Annotated in this window: 18 protein-coding genes and 2 tRNA genes; 16 read left to right on the forward strand and 4 right to left on the reverse strand. The window is 33.5% G+C overall.

Features of this window, described 5'->3' with window-relative positions; genetic code table 11:
- Positions 1–58: 58 nt before the first annotated feature.
- The 10 genes from X928_RS06650 (at position 59) to X928_RS06695 (ending at position 14,394) form a co-directional block, all read left to right on the forward strand.
- Positions 59–2,401 (forward strand): HD domain-containing phosphohydrolase, encoded by a 2,343-nt coding sequence (locus tag X928_RS06650; protein ID WP_169926329.1) that lies wholly within the window; start codon positions 59–61, stop codon positions 2,399–2,401.
- Between the two features lie 28 nt (positions 2,402–2,429).
- A complete protein-coding gene (locus X928_RS06655) occupies positions 2,430–3,311 on the forward strand; it encodes a VIT1/CCC1 transporter family protein (protein WP_103079037.1) in 882 nt (293 codons plus the stop codon).
- Between the two features lie 31 nt (positions 3,312–3,342).
- The gene (locus X928_RS06660; RefSeq protein ID WP_103079038.1) at positions 3,343–5,412 is read left to right on the forward strand and encodes a methyl-accepting chemotaxis protein; all 2,070 of its coding nucleotides are present in this window, start codon (positions 3,343–3,345) and stop codon (positions 5,410–5,412) included.
- A gap of 179 nt (positions 5,413–5,591) precedes the next feature.
- On the forward strand, positions 5,592–6,800 hold the full coding sequence (locus X928_RS06665; protein WP_103079039.1) for a hypothetical protein: 1,209 nt from the start codon (positions 5,592–5,594) through the stop codon (positions 6,798–6,800).
- Between the two features lie 46 nt (positions 6,801–6,846).
- Positions 6,847–9,321 (forward strand): preprotein translocase subunit SecA, encoded by a 2,475-nt coding sequence (secA, locus tag X928_RS06670; RefSeq protein WP_103079040.1) that lies wholly within the window; start codon positions 6,847–6,849, stop codon positions 9,319–9,321.
- A 30-nt stretch (positions 9,322–9,351) separates the two neighbouring features.
- Positions 9,352–10,452 (forward strand): peptide chain release factor 2, encoded by a 1,101-nt coding sequence (gene prfB, locus X928_RS06675; RefSeq protein ID WP_103079041.1) that lies wholly within the window; start codon positions 9,352–9,354, stop codon positions 10,450–10,452.
- Positions 10,453–10,491: 39 nt separating this feature from the next.
- Positions 10,492–11,388: a 16S rRNA (cytosine(1402)-N(4))-methyltransferase RsmH gene (gene rsmH / locus X928_RS06680; RefSeq protein ID WP_103079042.1), complete on the forward strand. Its 897-nt coding sequence runs from the start codon at positions 10,492–10,494 to the stop codon at positions 11,386–11,388.
- A gap of 28 nt (positions 11,389–11,416) precedes the next feature.
- On the forward strand, positions 11,417–11,692 hold the full coding sequence (locus tag X928_RS06685; protein WP_103079043.1) for a hypothetical protein: 276 nt from the start codon (positions 11,417–11,419) through the stop codon (positions 11,690–11,692).
- 7 nt (positions 11,693–11,699) lie between these two features.
- The gene (locus X928_RS06690; protein WP_103079044.1) at positions 11,700–13,391 is read left to right on the forward strand and encodes a penicillin-binding transpeptidase domain-containing protein; all 1,692 of its coding nucleotides are present in this window, start codon (positions 11,700–11,702) and stop codon (positions 13,389–13,391) included.
- 13 nt (positions 13,392–13,404) lie between these two features.
- Positions 13,405–14,394: a DNA polymerase III subunit delta gene (locus tag X928_RS06695; protein WP_103079045.1), complete on the forward strand. Its 990-nt coding sequence runs from the start codon at positions 13,405–13,407 to the stop codon at positions 14,392–14,394.
- On the opposite strand, the gene X928_RS06700 is transcribed toward X928_RS06695, so the two are convergent.
- The 4 genes from X928_RS06700 to X928_RS06715 all read right to left on the reverse strand — a co-directional run bounded on the left by X928_RS06700 (position 14,395) and on the right by X928_RS06715 (position 17,562).
- Positions 14,395–15,636, reverse strand: a complete 1,242-nt coding sequence (locus tag X928_RS06700) for a GAF domain-containing sensor histidine kinase (RefSeq protein WP_103079046.1) — start codon at positions 15,634–15,636, stop codon at positions 14,395–14,397.
- A gap of 167 nt (positions 15,637–15,803) precedes the next feature.
- Positions 15,804–15,880: transfer RNA gene (locus X928_RS06705), tRNA-Asp, on the reverse strand.
- Positions 15,881–15,945: 65 nt separating this feature from the next.
- A complete protein-coding gene (gene namA / locus X928_RS06710; RefSeq protein WP_103079047.1) occupies positions 15,946–16,968 on the reverse strand; it encodes an NADPH dehydrogenase NamA in 1,023 nt (340 codons plus the stop codon).
- 99 nt (positions 16,969–17,067) lie between these two features.
- The gene (locus X928_RS06715; RefSeq protein ID WP_245857201.1) at positions 17,068–17,562 is read right to left on the reverse strand and encodes a hypothetical protein; all 495 of its coding nucleotides are present in this window, start codon (positions 17,560–17,562) and stop codon (positions 17,068–17,070) included.
- A 444-nt stretch (positions 17,563–18,006) separates the two neighbouring features.
- On the opposite strand from X928_RS06715, the gene X928_RS06720 reads away from it, so the two are divergent.
- The 6 genes from X928_RS06720 to X928_RS06745 all read left to right on the forward strand — a co-directional run bounded on the left by X928_RS06720 (position 18,007) and on the right by X928_RS06745 (position 23,619).
- Positions 18,007–18,081: transfer RNA gene (locus X928_RS06720), tRNA-Thr, on the forward strand.
- A gap of 87 nt (positions 18,082–18,168) precedes the next feature.
- A complete protein-coding gene (gene tilS, locus X928_RS06725; RefSeq protein WP_103079049.1) occupies positions 18,169–19,104 on the forward strand; it encodes a tRNA lysidine(34) synthetase TilS in 936 nt (311 codons plus the stop codon).
- 37 nt (positions 19,105–19,141) lie between these two features.
- Complete coding sequence (ftsH, locus tag X928_RS06730) at positions 19,142–21,079, forward strand: ATP-dependent zinc metalloprotease FtsH (RefSeq protein ID WP_103079050.1); 1,938 nt, start codon at positions 19,142–19,144, stop codon at positions 21,077–21,079.
- The gene (locus tag X928_RS06735; RefSeq protein ID WP_103079051.1) at positions 21,030–21,485 is read left to right on the forward strand and encodes a thioesterase family protein; all 456 of its coding nucleotides are present in this window, start codon (positions 21,030–21,032) and stop codon (positions 21,483–21,485) included. Before ftsH ends, X928_RS06735 begins: the two co-directional genes overlap by 50 nt.
- Before the next feature lie 57 nt (positions 21,486–21,542).
- Positions 21,543–22,271 (forward strand): response regulator transcription factor, encoded by a 729-nt coding sequence (locus tag X928_RS06740; protein ID WP_103079052.1) that lies wholly within the window; start codon positions 21,543–21,545, stop codon positions 22,269–22,271.
- A 73-nt stretch (positions 22,272–22,344) separates the two neighbouring features.
- Complete coding sequence (locus X928_RS06745; RefSeq protein ID WP_103079053.1) at positions 22,345–23,619, forward strand: sensor histidine kinase; 1,275 nt, start codon at positions 22,345–22,347, stop codon at positions 23,617–23,619.
- Positions 23,620–23,687: the final 68 nt, after the last annotated feature.

Below are 23,687 nucleotides of genomic sequence, written 5' to 3' on the forward strand. Positions count from 1 at the left end.
AATATCGAAAGTATGATAAAAATGCAAATTTGCACTTATTATGCAAGGAGGTCCCCTTGTGAAAAAAAATTATAAAATTCGATTCTTGTTATTACTATTTATCTTGTCTGGGATTTATTCTTCAGCCTCTACTATCCTAATTTTAAATTCGTATAATCCAGGTTTATCTTGGTCAGATAAGGAATTAGAAGGGATATATTCAGTTTTAGAAGATGAAGAAAGTATAAATATATATGTTGAATATTTAGATAGCAAAAGGTTTGGAGACGATAATAGCTTAAACATATCCAAAGAGTACTTTGAAAGAAAATTTAGTAATTTTACCTTTGATGTGATTATCGCTCTGGATAATAACGCCTTTGATTTTGTTTTATCAAATTATGAAACACTTTTTTTGGGAACTCCTATAGTGTATGCCGGGATCAATTACTATCAAGAGTACGATTTGAGTAAATTAGAATTTGTAAGTGGGATTGTAGAGATTCATGATATAAAAGAAACATTAGAGTTAGCACTAAATCTTCATCCAGCCACAGAGAATGTGTATGTAATTGTTGATAATCAGACTAAAACCGGGGAACTTTTTAAGCAAGAAGTGGAAAATGATGTAATACCTGAATTTGCGGATATTAATTTTATCTTTCTAAGTGATTCCTTGGATCAAATAAAACAAGAGCTTGATACACCTTTGCAAAACTCAATAGCGCTTCTTTTGGCTTTTAGTAAAGATATTTATGGAAATTTTTATGATTATACAGAAGTAGAAGAATATATGGGGCAATTTGATAAGCTTCCCATTTATACTACCTCAAGCGTTTATATGGGTAACAACGTTGTAGGAGGTAAAATTACCAGCGCATATGATCAAGGGCTGAAAGCCGGGGAAATAGCAAAAGACTTATTAAACGGAGTTAATATTAAAGAGTTACCAAGAACTTACTTCCCTGATAATAAATACGTTTTTAATTTTCTTCAGTTGGAAAGATTTGGTATTTCAATCAAGAGCCTACCAGCAGATTCAACAATCCAGAACAAACCGCCTTCTTTTTTTGAAAATTACCCTGTGATTTTTTGGATAATAATGATTCTAGTGCCTTTTTCTATTGTATTTATATATGTTCTAAGAGAAGAAAATTTAAAGCTTCACTCTCTTTTGACTGAATTAAATGAGGCAAAGGAAGAGGCTCAAAGTTATAATGAAGAGCTTACAGCAGCAAATGAACAATTAACTTCCTACAACGAAGAGTTGATATCACAAAATGAGGAAATAGAAAGTAATTATCAAGAGATAGAACAACTGAATAATAAAATAATTCATCTGTTGGAAATTATATCCGAAGTAGGAGACGAAAAGGTAAAAATTGAAGATTTCTTTCAGAAATTTTTAAATACTTTGATCATAGAAATCCCAGAAGCTGATTATGGGAGTGTCTCTATAATAGAGGGCGATAATTGGAGATTTTTAACTGCGTTGGGTCATGAAATTAATGGTTTAAAAAGTTTAAATCTTAAAAAAAGTTATGCTTTTATTGCTGAAGAATCTACGGTACTTGATAACATAATTTCATTGGATGAAGAAAGAATGCCTAAAGATGTAGCCAATTTAATGTACAAATTTACCAAACCAATAAAATCCTCTCTACTGAAAACAATGAAAATAGATGAAAATAGATATTTAGACGTTTCTCTTGATATTAAAAAAGGTAGCGATGAGAATTTTTCAGAACAATCGGTAAGATTTTTTGATTCCTTGCTAAATGTGGCAAAAATGTTTTTTGTCAATAGGATAAGAACGCAAGAGGTAAAAAATGCTTATGCAACCTTTGCAAGCAAGCTTTCTATATTAGCAGAATCACACGATGAAAACAGTAAGAAACATATTTACCGTGTAAGTGAATTATCTGCTTTTTTTGCCGAAAAATTAGGTTTACCCAAAGAACAAGTTGAAAAGATAAGAGATTTTTCACCACTTCACGATGTGGGGAAACTTTTTGTTCCTGCCGAGATACTAAACAAACCTGGTAAACTAAACGAAAAAGAATGGGAAGAAGTAAGGAAACATCCGCTATATGCTGATAATTTGTTGGATGATCCATATTTTGAAACAGCAAGAAAAATTGCCCTTTATCATCACGAACATTACGATGGCTCTGGGTATCCTTTCAGATTAAGGGGTGAACAGATCCCCATTGAAGCTCAGATTGTTGGCTTAGTAGATGTATACGATGCTTTAAGATCAAAAAGAAGTTATAAAGAAGCTTTTTCACATAAGGAAGCGATTGAAATATTGTTACACGGGGATAACAGGACAAAACCAGATCATTTTAACCCAAGACTCTTAGAAATCTTGAAAAAATACGAAAAAGAAATAGAGGAAATGTATAAAAAATACGAAGAATAAAAAACAAATTTTAATTGGAGGTGCTAAAATGGAAAAATCAAAAATCGACTCAAAAACAAAAAAGCATTTATTAAATTTTCAAAAGGCTGAGTTAACGGAACACATGATTTATAAAAGGTTAGCTGAATCCACTAAAGATACCAAAAATAAAAAAGTCTTAGAAAGCATAGCAAATGAAGAATTAAAACATCATGATTTTTGGAAAAGTTATACGAAGGAAAAAGTGAAGCCGAATTACTTAAAAGTTTTATTCTATTTCATCCTTTCTAAAATACTTGGGTTAACCTTCAGTTTGAAACTTATGGAAAATGGTGAAGAAAGGGCTCAGATCTCCTACGAGGATATTTCCAGTGTAGTCCCCGAAGCAAAACAAATTGAAGAAGAAGAAGATAAGCATGAACGGGAACTTTTAGGAATGATAGAAGAAGAAAGATTGAATTATGTTGGCTCGATTGTGTTGGGTTTAAACGATGCATTGGTCGAATTGACAGGTGCATTAGCAGGTTTGACTTTTGCCCTTCAAAACGGAATAATAATAGCTACATCTGGATTAATAACAGGGATAGCTGCATCATTGTCAATGGCGGCATCCGAGTATCTATCAAAAAGAGCCGAAAACGATGAGAGAGCTTTAAAATCCGCAGCTTACACCGGGATTGCATATATAATTACGGTATTTTTTTTAATTCTTCCTTATTTGTTAATGCCAAATAAATATTTTTTAAGTTTAATTATAACTTTAATAATAGCTGTTATAATAATATTGGTTTTCAATTTTTATATTTCTGTAGCCAAAGATCTGAACTTCAAAAGTAGATTTCTCGAAATGGCGGGTATAAGTTTAGGTGTTGCCGGATTAACCTTTTTTATAGGCTTCATCGTTAGAATCACCTTGGGCGTTTCAATTTAATTCAATACATATTTCAAAGGGGGAGTTTGCATTGAAAAGAATCAGCACCAAGATTATTTTATCTTCTACCTTGTTAGTGATCGCGGTAGTAACCGTTATAAGTATCGTAACAATTTTTAGGTCCACTTCTCTTTTAGAAGAATACTCACTAAGCGGGGTAGAAAATTTAACTGCGAGTCTTGCATCTGATCTAGGTTCACAAATAAGTATTATTGAAATAGTTGTAGATAATTATAGCGATTCCGCCTTTTTGGGATTTGATCCTTTTATAGCGAGTTTTTCAAATGCTGAAGTGATAAAGTTTTTAGATAGAGCTAAGAATGTACCCAAAAATTTTTCGCAAAAAATAGAAGGTAACTCAACCTCATTCATAGTTTTCAATCCCGATATGTTAAGAACAAAAGAATTATACTCCCTTTACTACATTGAAGGCGAAGATAAAAGTTTAGAAAATGAATATATAAAACTAGACGAGACCTTTAACCCCGAAAATAAAAAATATCAATGGTTTTTTGAAGCAAGGGACAAAGGTGAAGGTGTTTGGACTGATATATACTTTGACGAATACTTACAGACAAATGTAATTACTTATTCTGTTCCTTATTTCGATCCAGAAGATGGGACTTTTGTTGGTATTGCTGGGATGAGTTTTCCCTTGGAATATTTTGCCAACCTCATTCAAAAAGAGTTAGGATACGAAAAAGCATATGCGTATTTAGTGGATGATAATTTTAATGTAATTTCCCATCCTCTTTATGAATCTGGAAAGAGTATAGAAGATGAAATAACGGATTATTTAGAAACAATAAATTCAAATACAGAAGGGACTTTTGTAGAAAGACTAAATGGTGAAGAGTTTTTAACGAGTTATTCCAAGCTATCCAATGACTGGATTTTGTTTTTAAATTTACCCGAGAGTGAAATATACAGTGAGATAAATAGTTTAACGCTTCTTATAATCCTAATAACCGTTGTGGGAGTTGTTATAGCAATTGTAGTTGCCTACTTTGTTGGAAAAGGTATATCTAAACCAATAAAAGATTTTTCAAACGTATTATTGAAATTCGGAGAAGGAAATTTGGATGTAGAATTCGAAAGTAAATCCAAAGACGAAGTGGGCGAAATGGCTAAATCGTTTAATAAGATGCGAGATAACTTAAAAGAAACGATTGAAAGCATAAAAGATGTTTCTAACAGAGTTGAAACATCTTCAAAAGAATTAAAAGAAACCTCGCAAAAATTCAAAAATTCGGCAGAAGAAGTTCTCGACGAAGCAAAAAATATAGAGTTAATTTCGGAAGATAGTGCCTCCTCTGTTGAAGAGATCACATCCGGTATTGAAGAAATTGCCTCTTCAGCACAAAGTTTATCTTCCGCTGCACAAGAGTTATCCAATTCAGCCGAAATGACACAAAGCCAAGCTAATATAGGAATGGAAAGTATTCACAATATAGTAAAGAAAATAGAAGTTGGTGTAGAGCAATCCAAGGAAGCAGAAGAAAATGTTTCAAAACTTTTGGAAAAAGCAGAAAATATTGAAAATATTATTCAAACTATAAATTCCATAACCGAACAGACGAACCTGTTAGCGCTGAACGCAGCGATAGAAGCTGCAAGGGCTGGAGAAGCGGGAAGAGGATTCGCTGTTGTAGCAGATGAAATAAGAAAATTGGCAGAAGAAAGTGGTAAAGCAACGGACAAAATCGGCAACATTTTAGAGGACCTAAAAAAAGGTACAAACAATGTTAACGATGTAACCAATAAAACCGTAAATACTATTGCAGAAATAAATGATGAAGCCCTCAAGGTTCGAGAACAATTTGAAGGTATATTAGGTGAGATAAACGGGATGATTTCAGGGGTAGAAAACGTAACTGCTAGTTCGCAGGAGCAAAGTGCCAGTACGCAAGAGATGAGTTCTTCTATGGAAAGAATAGCTAGAACGGTAAATGAAACTAGCGAAAAAATTAAAGAAATTAAGATGTTGATGCAAAGTCAGTCTGAAAACGCTGGTTCACTTAATGAAAGAGCTCAAGAATTAGAAAAACTTTCTCAAAATCTCAACTCAGCCATTTCAAAATTCAAAATGAGTGTTGAATAAGATATCTTAGAAATAAATGTGGGCGGGAAGCGGAGCAAAGGGGTAAAGTCTCCTTTATCCTCATGGGTGGGAAGCGGGGCGAAGGAGCGATGTATACAAAGTTTTAGAGTTTCTAAAGGCTAAACAGAAAACAAGAGGGAGGAAATAAAATAAAGAAGTTATCAATTATCCTCAACTTTTTGATTTTAGTTACTTTATTCACCTTTGGAGAAACAACGATAAGGGTAAAAAGTCCTTTAGATGTTTATACTGAAATCTATGAAACTGTGCCTTTTTATCGATTTGTAAACTCTACAGAAGGAATAGGGCAAGATTATATCAAAAAATTACTTTCAACGACGTTAGAATCTACGAATACAAATATTCAGAATTTTTTAAATGCTCCGATGGTATTTTATTCAGATAAAAACTATACGGTCGGTGAATTATTTAATCCGAACTATTTTAACCTTCTATTTGACATGATCGTTAATTCGAAAAGTATTGGCATATACTCTGCCGAATACGAAGTTTTCGATGAAATCTTTACAAAGATCTTTGGTGCTAATAAAGTAAGCGATGACCTATACACCTTAGAAGAAAAAAATTTTGCTGTTCAAAAAAATAATGAGGGCATCTTTCTGAACATGGAACCGACAACCTATAATAATTCAAAGGGTTTAGTATCTGGCTCGCTGGAAAATATCTTAAATGAAAATAAACGTTGGGATTTTTACGTTACCGTTGAATCGAGAACCTTAAAGGCAACATTTGAGTCTAAAGATTATAGAGGTACCAAGAAAAATTTTGATTCGACACTTTTGGAAAACAAGAAATTGTTTGGAGAATTTTTGAATACACAAAAGTTGGACAAAACTAGTTTCAAAACGTATTCTGAAAAATTTTTAACCCCTTTGGACGAGGAAAGCATAAATGTTATAGGATTTATCGCCAATATTATCAAAGAAGAAGAGTTTATAGCCGTTAGTTCACAAAGCATAAGTAATAACGAACTAAACTTATTCTTTGAAGCATCAATTGATACTTCAAAGCTCAAAGAATTTGCAGAAGCACGAAATCTGGAAGAAGGAAAGATTGGAACTTATAATTATTATCTTTGGTCTAATCAAAGTGTAGAAAACCAAGTTTACCTTTATTTTGTAGAAGATGAATTCATATTTTCAAACGTTTTACCCGATAAGATGAACGTGTATTTGTCAGAAATATCCCGATTTAAAAACACAAAATATTATGGAGAAATTGAAAGAAAAGAAGGACTCGATAATCTATTAATCTTAGATATTTCAAATTACTTATCAAAGAATTTTTATGGTTCTTTAGATAGCTGGTTAATAAAAGAAGAATACGATAATGATGGGATGTATACAGTAGAAATAAAAATAAGATAAAAAAATTATAGTTTAGAAAGTTTGATTCGAAAGGAGTGCATTATTTATGCTTTTTGGACTGATAGACAAGAATAAAAGTTTACTTAAAAAATATTCAAAGATCGCAAATAAAATAAATGAATTGGAAGAAAGCGTGAAATCTCTCAGCGACACTGAATTATCTGGTAAGACCTTGGAATTTAAAAACAGGTTAAAACAAGGTGAGAGTTTGGATGATATCTTACCCGAAGCCTTTGCTGTCGTAAGAGAAGCCTCACGAAGAACAGTAGGCATGCGGCATTTCGATGTACAGTTAATGGGAGGCATAGCTTTACATGAGGGTAAGATAACCGAGATGAAAACTGGGGAAGGAAAGACTTTAGTTGCAACCCTTCCAATATATCTAAATGCCTTAACAGGAAAAAATGTTCATCTGGCTACACATAATGATTATCTGGCTAAAAGAGATGCGAATTGGATGGGACCGGTTTATGAGTATCTAGGTTTGAGCGTAGGATACATTCAAGCCAACATGGACAAAGAAGATAGAAAAAAAGCGTATCAAGCTGATATAACTTACGGAACGGCAAATGAGTTTGGATTTGATTATTTAAGGGATAATTTAGTTTACGAAAATACCGACAAAGTTCAAAGAGGCCATTACTTTACAATAGTTGATGAAGCTGACTCCATTTTGATAGATGAAGCAAGGACACCGTTAATCATTTCGGGTCCTTCGGATACTCCCTCCGAACTTTACAGAAGATTTGCCTCTTTGGCGAAGAGATTCATAGTTGAAAAAGATTACACTATAGATGAAAAACAAAAAACTTTGGCATTAACTGAAGAAGGGATAAGCAAAGCGGAAAAACTGTTATCTGTCGATAATTTATACGATCCAAGCAACATTAAGTATTTGTTCCACCTTTTAAACGCCTTAAAGGCGATAAATTTTTTCAAAAGAGATAAAGATTATATCGTTCGTGATGGAGAAGTTGTTATCGTTGATGAATTTACTGGAAGATTATTACCTGGAAGAAGGTATTCGGAAGGATTACACCAGGCTATAGAAGCAAAAGAAGGAGTAAAAATCAAAGAAGAAAGTGTTACTTTTGCGACAATAACTTTCCAAAATTATTTTAGGATGTATGAAAAATTATCAGGCATGACCGGAACTGCAAAAACTGAGGAAGACGAGTTCAAAGCGATCTACAACACGGAAGTTGTTGTTATCCCTACCAACGAACCTGTTATTAGGGAAGATAAAAACGATTTAATTTTTAAAACCCAAAAAGAAAAATATCAATCAATAATTGATGAAATAGAAAAGCGTAACCAAAAAGGTCAACCCGTATTAGTTGGAACTACATCCATTGAAAACAGTGAAATCATAAGTGAACTACTGAAAAAAAGAGGAATAAAGCATGAAGTTTTGAATGCAAAATACCACGAACGGGAAGCAGAAATTATCGCTCATGCAGGAGAAAAAAACGCCGTTACCATAGCCACGAATATGGCGGGTAGAGGTACCGATATTAAATTGGGAGAAGGGGTCAAAGAGCTTGGAGGTCTTTTTGTTTTAGGTACAGAAAGACATGAAAGCAGAAGAATAGACAACCAATTAATAGGAAGATCTGGTAGACAAGGGGATCCTGGTGAATCAAGATTTATTATCTCTTTTGAGGATGATGTATTACGATTGTTCGGTGGGGACAGAATGAAAAACATGATGACCGCCTTAAAAATAGAAGAAGGTCAACCCATTGAACATAAAATGCTCAGTAAAGTTATTCGGGATGCACAAAAGAAAATTGAAGGAATACACTTCTCGATAAGAAAAAGATTGTACGAATTCGACTCTGTAATGGACAAACAAAGATCTGTAATATACAACCATAGGGATTGGATCCTTGAACAAGGCAACTATGATGATCACATAAAAGAAATCTTTACGGATGTTGTGGAAAGAATAGTGGAATCCTCATGGGACGAAGTTGAAGAAAAATACAACAAAAGTAGTATTTCAGAAAAGTTGAAACAATATTTAATAATTTCTGACATAAAGGGGAACACGCGTGAGGAAATAGAGGATGAAATTTTTGATTTACTTTGGAAAAGATATCAATACAAAAAAGAAGAGTTTGGAGAAGATTTTAATAAAGTCGCAAAATTTGTTATGTTAAGAATAATAGATGAAAAATGGAGGCACCATTTAGATTCTATCGAAGCGCTAAAGGAAGCTGTAGGATTAAGATCGTATGGTCAAAAAGACCCTGTTATGGAATTTAAAAAAGAATCGTATATACTTTTTGACCAGATGGTTGACAGTATATATGACGAAATAGTCAATTATTTAATGAGAATAGCAAAAGTAGTTCCAGAAAAAGAAGAAAGGGAAGCAAAAAGAATATACGCCAGCTTGAACTTTGTACATAACAACGTATCAGCGGTTGATGAATCGAACGATAATGGAAGATCTAAAAGTAAAAATGTCACTAAACCATCCAACAAGATTAAAAAAAGGTATAAAGTTAAGAGATAGTAATTGAAACCACTTTTAAGAGGTGATCAGATGATAGAATACGAAACCAAGGTTAAAATAGATGAGTTGAAAGAAAATTTTGAGGATTTAAAAGGGATTTTTGATATAGAAAAAGCAGAAGAAAAAGTTAAAGAACTTAACAAAAAAATGATGGATCCAGACTTTTGGAATGATCAAAACAGGGCCAAAAAAATCTCTCAGATGGCACAAAATTTAAAAGATGAAATAGATGAATTTAAAAAATTGGAAAACGATTTTGAAGAATTAGAAATAGCGGTTGAATTATCAGAGGATGATCCCTCGATGAACGTCCAAGTTGAAACGATTTTAAAAGTAATTGAAAAAAAGATAGGTTCCTTTCGATTAAGAATGCTTTTATCTGAAGAATATGATGACGCAAATGCCTTTATTAGTCTACATCCTGGTGCAGGAGGAACGGAGTCACAGGATTGGGCATCTATGCTATTGAGGATGTACACTCGATGGGCAGATAAAAATAATTATAACATTGAAACGATAGACTTTCAAGAAGGAGACGAGGCTGGAATAAAAAGCGCAACCATAAAAATTTCAGGTCCCTATGTTTACGGTAAATTAAAGTATGAAAGCGGTGTACATCGACTAGTAAGAATATCTCCATTCGACGCCAATGGAAGAAGGCACACTTCTTTTGCTTCGATATCCGTGATGCCAGAATTTGATGAAAATGTTGAGATAGAAATAAATCCAGACGATCTGAAAATAGATACATATAGATCAGGTGGAGCAGGTGGCCAACATGTTAATAAAACCGATTCAGCAGTTAGGATTACTCACTTACCAACAGGTATAGTGGTAGCGGTACAAAACGAGCGTTCACAACATCAAAACAAAGCCACCGCTTTAAAAATCCTAAAGGCAAAACTATATGAGTTAGAACATCAAAAAAAACTAGAAGAAAAATTAAAATTACGTGGTGAAGTAAAGGATATTTCCTGGGGTAATCAGATTAGATCATACGTTTTATATCCATACACTTTAGTTAAAGACCTAAGAACAGAGTATGAAACCTCTAACGCTCAAGCTGTTTTGGATGGGGAAATAGATGAATTCATAGAAGAAGAACTGTTATTCTTTGCGAAATATAAGTAAAAAAATTAATTTGTTTTTCAGCGAAAGAGGTGTATAATAATAGTAAGAAAATACGATGATTTTCATAAAAGTGTAATGATTGAGGAAGTCTTAGCCTATTTGATAACTGAAAAAAACGGTATTTATGTGGATTGCACCGCTGGTGAAGGTGGACATATAAAAGCTATTTTAGAATTCACTGATAAGATGGCTAGAATAATTGGAGTCGATGTGGATTATGAAGTATTGGAAATCGCAGAACAAAGGTTAAAAGACTTATCGGATAACGTAGTATTGATTAAATCATCTTATAAAGATATAGATATGGTTTTGAGGGGTTTAGGCATTGATAAAGTGGATGGTTTTTTAATGGATTTGGGGGTTTCTACCTTTCAGTTAAAAGGTGAAAACAGAGGGTTTTCTTTTACTAAAGACGAACCGTTAGACATGAGAATGGATAACCAGGCGAAAAAAGATGCAGCGTACATAGTTAATAATTATTCACAAGAAGACCTCAGACGCATCATTTTTGAGTATGGAGAAGAAAAAAGGTTTGCTTACAGTATTTCAAAAAGCATTATAAAAAACAGACCTATAAATACAACACAAGAGCTAGTGAACGCTATAAGAAAAGGACTACCTATCTCCCAAGTTCACGAAAGACGCAGACATTTTGCCACCAAAACTTTTCAAGCTTTGAGAATAGAAGTTAATGAAGAATTAAAAAATATCGAAGAAACCTTAGCTAAATTTGAAAGTTTTTTAAAGGTTGGAGCAAGAGCAGCTGTAATAACCTTTCATTCACTGGAAGATAGGATTGTCAAAAATTTTTTCAAAAATAATGAAAAATATGATTTTCTCACTCCCAAACCTATTTTACCTTCGCAAGAAGAAATTAAACGCAATCCAAGAAGCAGGAGTGCCAAATTGAGAGTGGCTGAGTATATAGGGGTTTAAAGAATGACAAGAGTTAGGGGGAGTTTTTATGGAAAGAAATGTGTACGCAAAAAGCAAAGGTATAGAAAAGACTAAATCTAAAGTTAAATCTCTCGATATTGTTATAGTCATCTTAGTTTTCTTAGCCTTCTTAACAGTCAGCATTTGGCTTACTATCTTTCTTAACTTTGGTAAAAATATTGAGAATTATAAATCCATAATAGCCCAATCTCAGATGGAGCTTAACAATATGGAATCACAGATATCTGCCTTAGATAGCCAAATAGACAAATATATCGAGATCTTAAATATTATGGAGAAATAATCGACTTATGAAACACAAATGGTTAATCTTCACCTTTCTTTTTCTTTCAGGATATGTTTTTCTTATTATCCTTACTTTTGTGTATAATAACTCTCTGGCACAGGACTTTAACGAATTTTCAGCTTCATTAGAAAACAATAAATATTCACAACTTGTGGATTCTAATGGAAATATGATTGTATATAACCAAGAAAAATATGAGGCCTGGATAGATTTAGGTTTTATGAAATCACAAAACGACTTTAAAAAAAACAAATATTTACTGAATCAAAGGTTCAGTGACGACGAAATAGAAAACATAAAATTTTTAAAATGGGGAACTTATGATACTTATGAACAAGCTTATATCGATCTGGGAATTTTAAACAAATACTCTAGAATATACCCTGTCACTCAACGTGTTTACAATGAATTATTTTCTCTTGATTTACTAATTGGAAAAACAGATAAAACCACATATGGAATCGAACCTTTTTTATTAGATAATGGTGTTTTAAATAGTCAAAAAACAACAAGTTTAAGTATAGATTTGAAAATGCAACAAATAGCATATGAAGAACTTCTAAATACTGTAAAAAAAGAATCCGCAGAAGGCGGAGTTATTGTTATTATGGAGAGTAAAACAGGTAAAATTAAATCGAGTGTTTCACTTTATCCATGGAATATTGCTTATATGGGGTATATAGAACCAGGTTCTACACTTAAACCACTATTAATCTCTACAGCGCTCGATGAACATATAATAAATCCTAACGATAAATTTTATTCTGGCTACGAATACTACCCTACAGGTAAAAAAAATTTTAAGGTTACCGAATCTCAAGGTTATGGAATGGGAGAAATCGGGCTCAAAGAAACTCTATCCTATTCCTCAAATATAGCGATAGCACAGATAATGGGAAAAGTACTTGAAGAATTTTCTAATCAATGGCTTTATCAGAAACTTTTAACCTATGGTTTTGGGAAAAAAACAGGGATAGAATTCAAAGGCGAAGTCAACGGAGTAGTCCCTTATCCGGATGATTGGTATGAAATAACCCCTTTTCAGATTGCTTTAGGTCAAGGGATTGGGATTACACCTATACAGTTAGTATCAGCTTTCAACATAATTCCTAACGGTGGAAAGCATGTACAACCAACTTTTTTAGAAGAAAAAGAAATCTTAGAAAGACAAGTTATATCTGAACCTACTGCTAAAATGGTAAAAGATTGGTTGAGTTATACAGTCATAGAAGGAACTGCACAAAAAGCCTATAAGGAAGGTTTAAGAATAGGTGGAAAGACTGGTACAGCCCAAAAGGCGGAAAGTGGCATAGGATACGTTGAAGGTAGCTATTATTCGTTGTTTGTTGGTTTTTATCCTGTTGTTGATCCCATATATACTGCTGTAGTTGTTATCGATAATCCTAAAGAAGAATTTTATGGTGGAGAAGTAGCTGCACCCGTTTTAACTAACATTTTTTATAGATACGCCAAAGAAAATAGCACTCTTGCTGACCAAAAAGTTTTTTATAAAGATATTATGCCAGATTTGATTGGTTATCCTATAACCGAAGCTTACAACGTCCTGTTGAACTTAGGAATAAAAGAAAATAATGTAATAATCACTGGTAATGGGGACACCGTTGTTTCACAATCTATCCCACCATATAAGTATCTAAATGATCAAGAAGTCATTCAACTTCACACAATCGACTGAAGGAGAGTTAACGTTGCAAAAAATATTAATATTGGGAAACTCTACTATACAAAAAAGGATTAGAATTGAAGAAATTATTAAGAAATCCCCAAACGCTGAAATAGTTACCTTATCGCCAGAAAATTATGTAAATGAAGACATCAACAACCTTTTCACTATGGGGAGTATCTTTTCCACAAACAGAATCATAGTAATTACAGATTTCAATTCTTTTAAAATCCCCTATCAAGAAAAGATATCTTCCTTACTGAAACATTATGAAAATACTTTTGAAGGCACACTCATTTTGGATATTCAAAAGGAAAATAAATATCTAAAAGAAATAAATTTTGATAAAAAAATAGAGACAATGATTCCTCCCCCTTGGAAAGATGAACTGTGGATAGAAATGCTTAAAGATTTTGCAAACAAGTTAAGCAAACAATTAAATGATGAAACAGCCGAGAAAATAATACAATTTGTGGGGAAAAATGAGGATTTGTTGTATGAAGAAATTAAAAAACTTTCCATATATTCCGATATGGAAATTATATCTATAAAAGATGTTGAAGATGTTTCTACTCATTTTTCTACAGCGAATTACGAAGAACTTTGCTATGATTTAGCAACAAAGAAATTATCAAATTCCCTAATAAAGCTGCAGTCGATTGTAAAATCTTCCTCATTCTTCCCAATTGCCCTAGCAAATTATTTATATAAATACTTTTTGGATCTGTATGCCGTGATACTAAATGGTGAAAGAAAGACTAATTACAATTGGTCTGAAGTTATGAAAATTAGTAAAGAAAGCATGGTTTCACAACAACGAGTAGCTTCCTTCTTAGGGTTCAATTTTAAAAACGACAAAGTAAAAAAAATTAATATTGAGAAACTCTACTCTCCTACTTCTATAGAAAAAATAATAATATATATAGAAGAATTGGATAGATCCTTAAAAACAGGTGGTGAACCAAAAGTACTCTTCCCAAAATTATTTGAAGAAATATGTTTAGGGGACCTATAATTAACACTTATCTACAATACTACTTATGGATTGAGGTATTTTTATCACAAAAGTTGTCCCTTTACCTAATTTTGATTTTACATCTATACTTCCTTTGAGCATTTCAAGATTCTTTTTTACAATTGCTAAACCCAAACCGCTTCCCGGCTTATCTTTAGAAACTCTAAAAAATGGTCTAAATATGTCTTTTAACTTATCTTCTGGAATCCCAGACCCTGTATCTTTTACCTCGATTACAAAATGTTTTGTATGACTTTCGTAACCTATACGGATATCTATTGAACCTTCTGTGGTGTATTTCATTGCGTTCCCTATTACGTTTACAAGGATCTGATTTAATTTAGTTTCATCCGTTTCAATATCTACCGGAATATCAACGGGAAAATTAACGTTTATTTCAACATCAGGGGATGCTGTGGGCTCTAACATTGATAAAACCTCATACAACAACTTTTTTAAATTTAATTTTTCTAAATTCAATCTCTTCTCTCTATTCAATTTGTTGAAAGTTGAAATATCGTCTAAAAGTGCGTTCATATGCTTAGCAGAAAATAGCATCTTTTTTACTATATTTTTTATCTCCTCTTCCTTTAAATCTTCATTGTTCAATATAGTTTCAGCAAATCCTATAATCGAAGTCAAAGGTGTTCTCAACTCATGACTAATAAAACTCAAATAATTAGAATTCGTTTCTACTGTTTCTTTTTCTGAATCCCGTAAGATTTTCAAAGTCAAAAATATAGATGCTAAATTGCTGAACATTCTAAGCATTTTTTTTGAATTATCATCGAAAGAGTCAACATGGAAGCTGTCTATATATATATGCCCGATTACACTGTCTTTATTTTTTAAAGCGGAAATCAAAGTTACCATTTGGTTTGTTTCTTTATGCAATTTTTTGCTGATTTTGTACAAATCGGTTTCAGGGGAATTGTAATCCAAAATATTCTGGACCTCTATTAAATCTGTATCCATATGGTTACTTACGTATGATTCGTTGAAAGGAACAACCATTTCTTTAATTAAATCTTCATCGTAACCAATTCCAACTATAGCTTCATATAATGCTCCCCTAATTAGCCAAATAGAACCACATTCAGCTTCGGGTATGATCTTTATAGCAATTTTTAATAGCTTTGTTAGGAAACCTTTTTCGCTTTCATCCCAATTTATTTCTTGTAAAAGATCTACCATTTCTTGAAAAGTTTCCATAAAAAATTCTTTTTCAATTTCTTTTTGCATCTTAATATTATTCCTCCCCCTCATCAATTTTGTAAACCATCTGTCACCTCTATTGTATCACAAATTAAACAATTAGAGTATTAATTATTCAAAAATAATAATATGCCCCAAACTTTAAAAATAACTTAAAAAAAGGCGAACATTTAACGTTCGCCTTTTTAAAAATATGGCGGGGACGACGGGACTCGAACCCGCGAGCACCGGTGTGACAGACCGGCATGATAACCAGCTTCACTACGTCCCCATCTTCTGCTCAATTATTTTATCACAAAACTTTCACTTTGTAAAGCCCCCACAAAGAATACTCTTTTATGTATATCTTCCTCTGAAATATTGTCGTGCTATAATATCCTCATCCTTAAGCTCATGGGCAGCATATACAGGCCAGTACGGCTGCCTTAGAAGCACTCTGCCCAGTGCAACCATATCCGCCCTCTCGTTTCCTATTATCTCCTCTGCCATTTCTGGACTGGTTATCAAGCCTACAGCCACAGTTGGTACTCCTGTTTGCCTTTTTACAGTCTCTGCATAAATTATCTGATAGCCAGGATATAAATTTATCCTTGGTGATAAGAGACCACCCGAACTGCAATCCACAACATCCACAAAGTCTTTCACAAGTTTTACTATCTTTATTGTTTCATTTATGTCAATACCCCCGTCTACAAAATCGGTAGCAGATACACGCATAAAAATTGGCATATCATCAGGTATGTTTTTCTTTACCTCAATTAATACTTGCCGCAAAAATCTCACTCTGTTTTCTATTTTTCCTCCATATTCATCACTTCTTTTGTTAGAAAGTGGTGACAAAAATTCATGAATGAGATAACCGTGAGCTGCGTGGACCTCTGTAGTGTCATATCCAACTTTAACGGCTCTTGCCGCCGCAGTACCAAAAGCTCTAATTATATCTTTAATCTCATTTTTAGTAAGCTCTGATGGAATGGGATATTCGTCACTCCACTTAATACTCGAAGGAGCAACAACCTTTTCGTTTTTCACCTCACACTTTCTCCCTGCATGGGCTAACTGAACACCGATTTTGCCTCCTACAGAATGCACAAAATCTACCATTTTTTTCAGAGGCTCGATTTGACTATCATCCCACAACCCTAAATCATTGCCAGTAATTCTACCTCGCCTTTCCACGGCTGTAGCCTCTTGCATGATAAGGCCTACACCTCCCACTGCCCTCGTACCATAATGGACAAAGTGCCAGTCGGTTGGCTTGCCGTCATCACCAGCAGAATACATGCACATGGGCGACATCATGATACGATTGTTAACTTCAAGGTCCTTTAGTTTAAATGGAGTGAAAAGTTTCCTCATACCAACACCTCTGCATATATTATTTGCCTTTTTGTATCTTTTTAAAATACTAAAGAACTCATACATAAAAAGCTGTGAGCGGGGCAAGTTCCATTTATGCTAACCTAAAGGATATGGGAAGGATCCAAGCGAAGCAATATGTGCTATTATCAGCAGTACCAGTACAATAACAAACATATACCATTTTGCATGAAAGATCCTAAGGGTCTTTTTAAACTTTAGACTTGCCTTTGTAAACCTCATGGTAAAACCTGCAAACACCATCCACGCCATCACAGCTATAAGTACCCCGTGAAATACCGAAGCATACTGCAGCATTAAAACACCATGTACTAAAGCTGCAATAAATGCGGCGGCATTTCCTAAATAATGCACATAGTGCCATCTATTTCTCATTTTATCTAACCATTTCCACTGTTTCTTTGGTGCAACCAACTGATTAATAAGATGAAAAAAGACATAAAGATTAGCAATTAAAAAGAGTGTCCCTGCAATCGTTCCCATGGTTAAACCCAGCGATATATTGACTGGAATCTCTTGCATATCTACTACCCCCCTATTTTCAAATTTATTTTTGATGCTCGCATCCCTCATTTATCCAATACTTTGGCAAATATTTAAAGCAGGTACCAAATTTACTTCTTCTCTAATAGCCCTCATATTGAACCAATTACGACTCTTTCTAAGCATTAGATGTGTTAAGCGCTTTCACTAATAGTTTGATTATACCATATGTTTTTGAAGGTATGTTATCTTATCATTCAACTCCTGTAAAATGAGTTTTATATTGCGACCTTTCACCCCACTCCCCATCCAAAAGGAAATGGAATCTCTGCGCGCAGTTGACATTTTTGAAATTATATAGTAAAATAAAAAATGGAGGGCAGAATGATTCACGTGCGCGTCAGGGCGCTTGGCACTTTAATAGTGCGAAATTCCGCATTAAGTCGGATATTATATTTTTTTGAAAATCAGGCCCTCCATTTTTGACCCCAAAATTGGGGTTTTTTGCATGTATTGTCAATAACGAAGTCAATTGCCGGTGTAGCTCAACGGAAGAGCGGCTCATTCGTAATGAGTAGGTTGGGGGTTCAAATCCCTTCACCGGCTCCATAATATTTTTTAGTATTTTAAGCGTCTTAAGACGCTGTTTTGTTTTTATAGGTATTACCAGATTTAATTTTGGAAGGAGAAGAGGACGTGATACTCCAAGATTTTGAGAAAAAAATATTTAAATTTATAAGAGACTATAAAATTTTTAACAAATATGATAAAATTCTATTAGGAGTTTCCGGTGGAAAAGATTCAATGTCTTTGCTTCATGTTATGTCAAAATTATCGAAAACTATGGGATTTGAAATATCTGTAGCCCATTTAAACCATTGTATGAGAGAAGAAGCCGATAGTGACGAATCTTTTGTGAGGCAAACATGTGAGAAACTAAAGGTACCTTTTTTTTCAAAAAAAGTGGATGTTTTTACATACTCAAAAAAAAACAAGGTAGGCGTTGAAGTAGCGGGAAGAAATTTAAGATATGAATTTTTTTATGAAACATTAAGAAGATTAAGTTATAATAAAATAGCAACCGCCCATCATATGGATGATTTATTTGAAACAATGATTTACAGAATTTTGAGAGGGACCGGAATATATGGATTAGGCGGCCTAATTCCTATAGAAGAAGAAATAACAAAACCAATGTTATGTGTTGACTTGGAAGAAATCAAAAATTATGTTACAATTAATAATATAGAGTATGTGGAAGATAAGTACAATTATTCTTTAGATTATGCTAGAAATAAAATAAGATATGAAATCACTCCTTTATTTAAGAAGATCAACCCAAGGTACAAGGAAAGTTTCTTCCGACTTGCAAAAATCATATGGGGTTACAGAGAAGAGGTTAAAAGAAAATTTGAAGAAAGAAGTGAGATAGGGAAAGACTCGTTAAAATTAAAATTAGAAAATGACTTTTTTGATGCCGAAATAATAAGAATAGCGTTTTTGAAGTTTAGTAAATACCCGCCAAATATGGAAGAAACAGAGAAAATCATAAAAATGCGCAATGGCGGAGTAAGAAATATAAACGGACTAAGTATAACGAAAAAAAGCGATACTCTACTTATTAAAATTTGAGATACTTATAGAAGTGAGAAAAGAGGAGGTCTATGTCTTGCAAAACAAAAGAAACCAACCTAGAGTTTTTTGGCTATTATTAATATATATAACAATAGGTATTTTTATATACGTTGGAGTCAACAGCCTTATCGGTACTCAAGATGTTTCAAAAATAGAATATAGTGAGTTAGTTCAAATGTTGGAAGATAAAAAGATTGTTTCTTTAGAAATAGAAGACTCTGGTTATGCTAGAGCAAGAGATCAAGCAGGGCTTTATTACGAGACATATGCCCCAAATCTTTTATCGGACCAACAGTATGTTTATGGACTTGCAAACCAAGGAATAGAGATTAAATATGTCAGGAGCTTGGAAAATAGTTGGTGGATTTCTATCTTAACGTTTCTTTTACCTGTTTTTTTACTTATTTTCCTCTTCACCTTTCTGTTTCGATCAAGTGCGGGCGGTGCAAATCAAGGTATGAATTTTATAAAAAGCCCTGCTAAAAAATATGATTCCAAGAAAACTCGTACCACTTTTAACGACGTTGCTGGGGTTAAGGAAGCGAAAGAAGAATTAACAGATGTTGTAAAATTTTTGAAAGATCCAAAAGTTTTTAACAGGCTCGGGGCTAGAATGCCAAAAGGAGTCCTTTTAGTAGGGGAACCAGGCACAGGTAAAACTTTACTTGCCAGAGCGGTGGCTGGAGAGGCAGGCGTACCATTTTTTTATATTAGTGGTTCTGATTTTGTTGAACTTTTTGTCGGAGTAGGAGCCGCAAGAGTTCGAGATCTTTTCAACCAAGCTAAGGCAAATGCACCTGCTATCATTTTTATTGACGAAATAGACGCAGTAGGTAGACAAAGGGGAGCAGGTCTGGGAGGAGGTCATGATGAAAGGGAGCAAACCCTTAACTCCATCTTAGTAGAAATGGATGGATTCGATCCAAGTATTGGAATAATAGTTATGGCAGCCACAAATAGGCCTGATGTTCTAGACAAAGCTTTGTTAAGACCAGGAAGATTCGATAAAAAAGTGGTGATTGATAGGCCAGATGCTGAAGGAAGAAAACAGATATTAAAGATTCACTTTAGAGGAAAGAAAATAGCACCGGATGTTGATTTAGATGTATTAGCTAGGGCTACTCCTGGATTTGTTGGAGCGGATTTAGAAAATTTAGTCAATGAAGCGGCGCTTTTGGCAGCCAGAAGTGGAGAAAAGTTCATTACAATGAAGGATTGTGAAGAAGCAATAGAGAGAGTTATAGCTGGTCCTGAGAGGAAAACGCGAGTACTTTCCAATCAAGAAAAAGAAGTTGTGGCGTATCATGAACTAGGTCATGCTATTTTAGGGACTATTTTACCAAATGCCAACCCTGTACACAAGGTAACGATTATTCCTCGAGGTTACGCAGCCTTAGGATATACCTTACAGTTACCATCCGAAGATAGATATCTGATGAATAAATCTGAAATACTCGACGATATTGTGGTAATGTTAGCTGGTAGAGCTTCAGAAGAAATAATATTTGATGAAATAACTAGTGGAGCAGAGAATGATCTAAAGCAAGCTTCAGAAATGGCCCGAAGGATGGTTGAAAGTTTTGGTATGAGCGAAAAAATTGGTCCTGTAGCTTGGGCTAGCGAAAGCGAGGAAACTTTTTTAGCACGTGAGTTATTTAGAGAAAAAAACTATTCGGATGAAACTGCAAAAGAAGTGGATTCTGAAATCAAACGAATAATTAACAGAAGTTATGAAAAGGCTAAATCTGTGCTGTTAGAGAACAGAGAGAAACTCGAACTCATTGCCCAATATCTTTTGAAAAAGGAAACTATCACAGGAAAAGAATTAAGAGAATTATTACAAAAAGATATGGATGATCTGAAAGAATATGTAGAAGGTTTTGGTGTAACTCCAACTCGGGAAGAAGAAAAGGTGGTAAATTATGAATACCTTTCTAGAGAAAATAATCCCATTGAAAGGAAGGGAATTTAATTATTCCTTTAAGGTTAAAGATGAAAGTTATTTATGGTCAGAAGATAAAGAAGTCATAAGTTTTCACGCTTTAAGCACCTCATCACTTTTAGAAGAAATACATAAATGCAGTTATAATATTATAAAAGATCTATTGGAAAAAGATCAAATTTCTGTAATTTCACATAGTTGTATAGATCATCTGTCCTCTACCCCTTATTCTTTTAAGGTATTTATTAAATTAAAAATAACTGATATAACATACAACAAAGTGCATTTTCAGGGAGAAGCTTTTGATGAAATCAACAAAATTGCAACTTTTGAACTAACCAGGAACATCATTTCAAAAAAGATCTTAAGAAAAAATTTAAATCACAAAATGGAGAGCATCAATTTATCGGGACAAATGCCCGAGCGTTACACATAAAGATGAGTCATTGTTGAAGGCATTAACAAAAAAATATCCCAAAGGGGGGAAAGAAAAGTGGCAAAAAGAAGTATTATGATAGTAGAAGACGATCCGGCGATCTCTGAAATGTTATCTTTGAACTTGACTAAAGAAGGTTACGAAGTAATAACGGCTGTGTCTGCTGATGAGGCCTTAAAGAAATTAGAGGAAAAAGATACCGACTTTTTCATTGTAGATATTATGTTACCAGGCTCAATGGATGGATTTGATTTAATCAGAATCTTGAAATCTAGTGAGGATTACCGAAATACGCCTGTGCTCATATTGAGTGCGAAAGATGATGCTGCGGATAAAGTTGCGGGGTTAGAACTCGGTAGTGATGATTATGTAACTAAACCTTTTAATGTAAGAGAACTAATTGCAAGAATTAAAAGCATATTTAGAAGACAAGCTGCATCCGCTCAAATGAAAGAAGAAGGGCCCAAAAAAATTACAGCCAAGGATTTAATTATCGACACTGAAAGATTAGAAGTTTGGGTAGGAGGCAAACCAGTTAGTCTTACCCCACTAGAGTTTGACTTACTAGTTTTTCTTGCTAAAAATGAAGGAAAGGTCTTTAGTAGAGATGTATTGTTGGATAAATTGTGGGGGTATGACTACTACGGAGATACAAGAACTGTAGATGTTCATATCAGAAGATTGAGAACAAAAATTGAAGAAGATCCTTCCAACCCAAAATACATAATTACAGTCAGAGGAAAAGGATACAAATTCAGAGATCCTGGAAAGGAAAGAAACTACTAAATATTCAACGGCAGAGGATATTACCTCTGCCTTTTTTCCAAGTATATTTTTTAAATAAACTAGGTGAAAAATATTGGTCAATATATATGCTATTATTATTTTATTGCTTATTATCACAAATATTTTATTTATATATGCTTATTCAAAAAAGAGAAAGGAAGGAAATGCTCATCGACGGTTTAAAAATGAAATTGCAAAAAATATAAATATAAACATAAAAAATCCTGTTGATGATTTTCTTTTACATCAATTAAATTCATATATTAAAAATCTAGAAGAAAAATACAAATCCGAAAAATACAAAAGAAGAAACATATTTTCAATTTTAGATAACCTTTCTGAAGGAATAATATTAGTATCCTTTAATCAAAATGAAATCATCAGGGTAGACTTTGCAAATTCTTTTGCCAAAAATATTTTCACAACAGAAAATTTTGTGGGTAGGTCATTAACAGAGGTAATTGATAATCATAATCTCATTGAATTGACTTTAAAAAGTTTTAAAACTAATAAAGAAATGGAAGAAGAGACTTCATTCTATTATCCCGAAAAAAAATACTTCAGATGTCAAGTTAAATCAATAAATGTTGAAAACTACAGAGTTATTATTTTGCTAGATATCACGAAAGAAAAAAATTTAGAAGATCTAAGAAGAGAATTCTTAACAATCATGTCTCATGAAATGCGGACACCCTTATCTGTTATAAGCGGGTATTTAGAAACGATATTGCACGAACCTAATTTAAACGAAGAAATTTACCAACCATTAAAAAAAATAGAAGAAGAAATTTCGAGATTAACCCGGATGTTTAACGACCTTTTAGATATAGAGAGATTGGAAAAAAATATAGGAGAAGAAAAAAGATTTGTATATTTCAATTTCTCTAATACAGTAAAAAGAGCTTTTGATTTCTTTAAAATTGTTGCTAACAAGATGTCCCTTGAGTTTGAAGAACAAATAGAAGATGATCTATACGTTTTCGGTAATGAAGATAGACTTCTGCAGGTAGTGTATAATATTTTAGACAATTCTTTTAAATTCACCGCTTTGAAGGAAAAAGGCGAAAAAAAAGTTTGGTTAAGATTGTACAAAAAGGATAAAACGATAATTTTGGAAATTGAGGATACAGGAATAGGCATACCTTCAAAAGAATTAAAAAGGATCTTCCATCTATTTTACAGAGTAGATAAATCTAGGAGCAGGCAAGTTCCAGGTTTAGGAATTGGTTTGTATATAGTTAAAAAAGTTTTAGAGAACCATAATGCCAGAATATATTTAGACAGTGAAGAAAACAACGGTACGCTGTTTCAAGTCATTCTTCCTGTCAAAACAAATATCGAAACTTAGGGTTACAGGGCGAAGCCCTACCTCCCCTTTCCTTGTGGGCCAACTGTGGGGTGGGGAGCGGGGCGAAG

It is taken from the genome of Petrotoga miotherma DSM 10691 (assembly GCF_002895605.1).
GTDB classification, from domain to species: Bacteria; Thermotogota; Thermotogae; order Petrotogales; family Petrotogaceae; genus Petrotoga; species Petrotoga miotherma.

Coding starts and splice junctions, on each gene's coding strand:
- X928_RS06655 (WP_103079037.1), top strand. CDS start 2,430: ATGGAAAAATCAAAAATCGACTCAAAAACAAAAAAGCATTTATTAAAT.
- secA (WP_103079040.1), top strand. CDS start 6,847: ATGCTTTTTGGACTGATAGACAAGAATAAAAGTTTACTTAAAAAATAT.
- prfB (WP_103079041.1), top strand. CDS start 9,352: ATGATAGAATACGAAACCAAGGTTAAAATAGATGAGTTGAAAGAAAAT.
- X928_RS06685 (WP_103079043.1), top strand. CDS start 11,417: ATGGAAAGAAATGTGTACGCAAAAAGCAAAGGTATAGAAAAGACTAAA.
- X928_RS06690 (WP_103079044.1), top strand. CDS start 11,700: ATGAAACACAAATGGTTAATCTTCACCTTTCTTTTTCTTTCAGGATAT.
- X928_RS06700 (WP_103079046.1), bottom strand. CDS start 15,636: ATGCAAAAAGAAATTGAAAAAGAATTTTTTATGGAAACTTTTCAAGAA.
- namA (WP_103079047.1), bottom strand. CDS start 16,968: ATGAGGAAACTTTTCACTCCATTTAAACTAAAGGACCTTGAAGTTAAC.
- X928_RS06715 (WP_245857201.1), bottom strand. CDS start 17,562: ATGAGGGATGCGAGCATCAAAAATAAATTTGAAAATAGGGGGGTAGTA.
- X928_RS06735 (WP_103079051.1), top strand. CDS start 21,030: ATGAATACCTTTCTAGAGAAAATAATCCCATTGAAAGGAAGGGAATTT.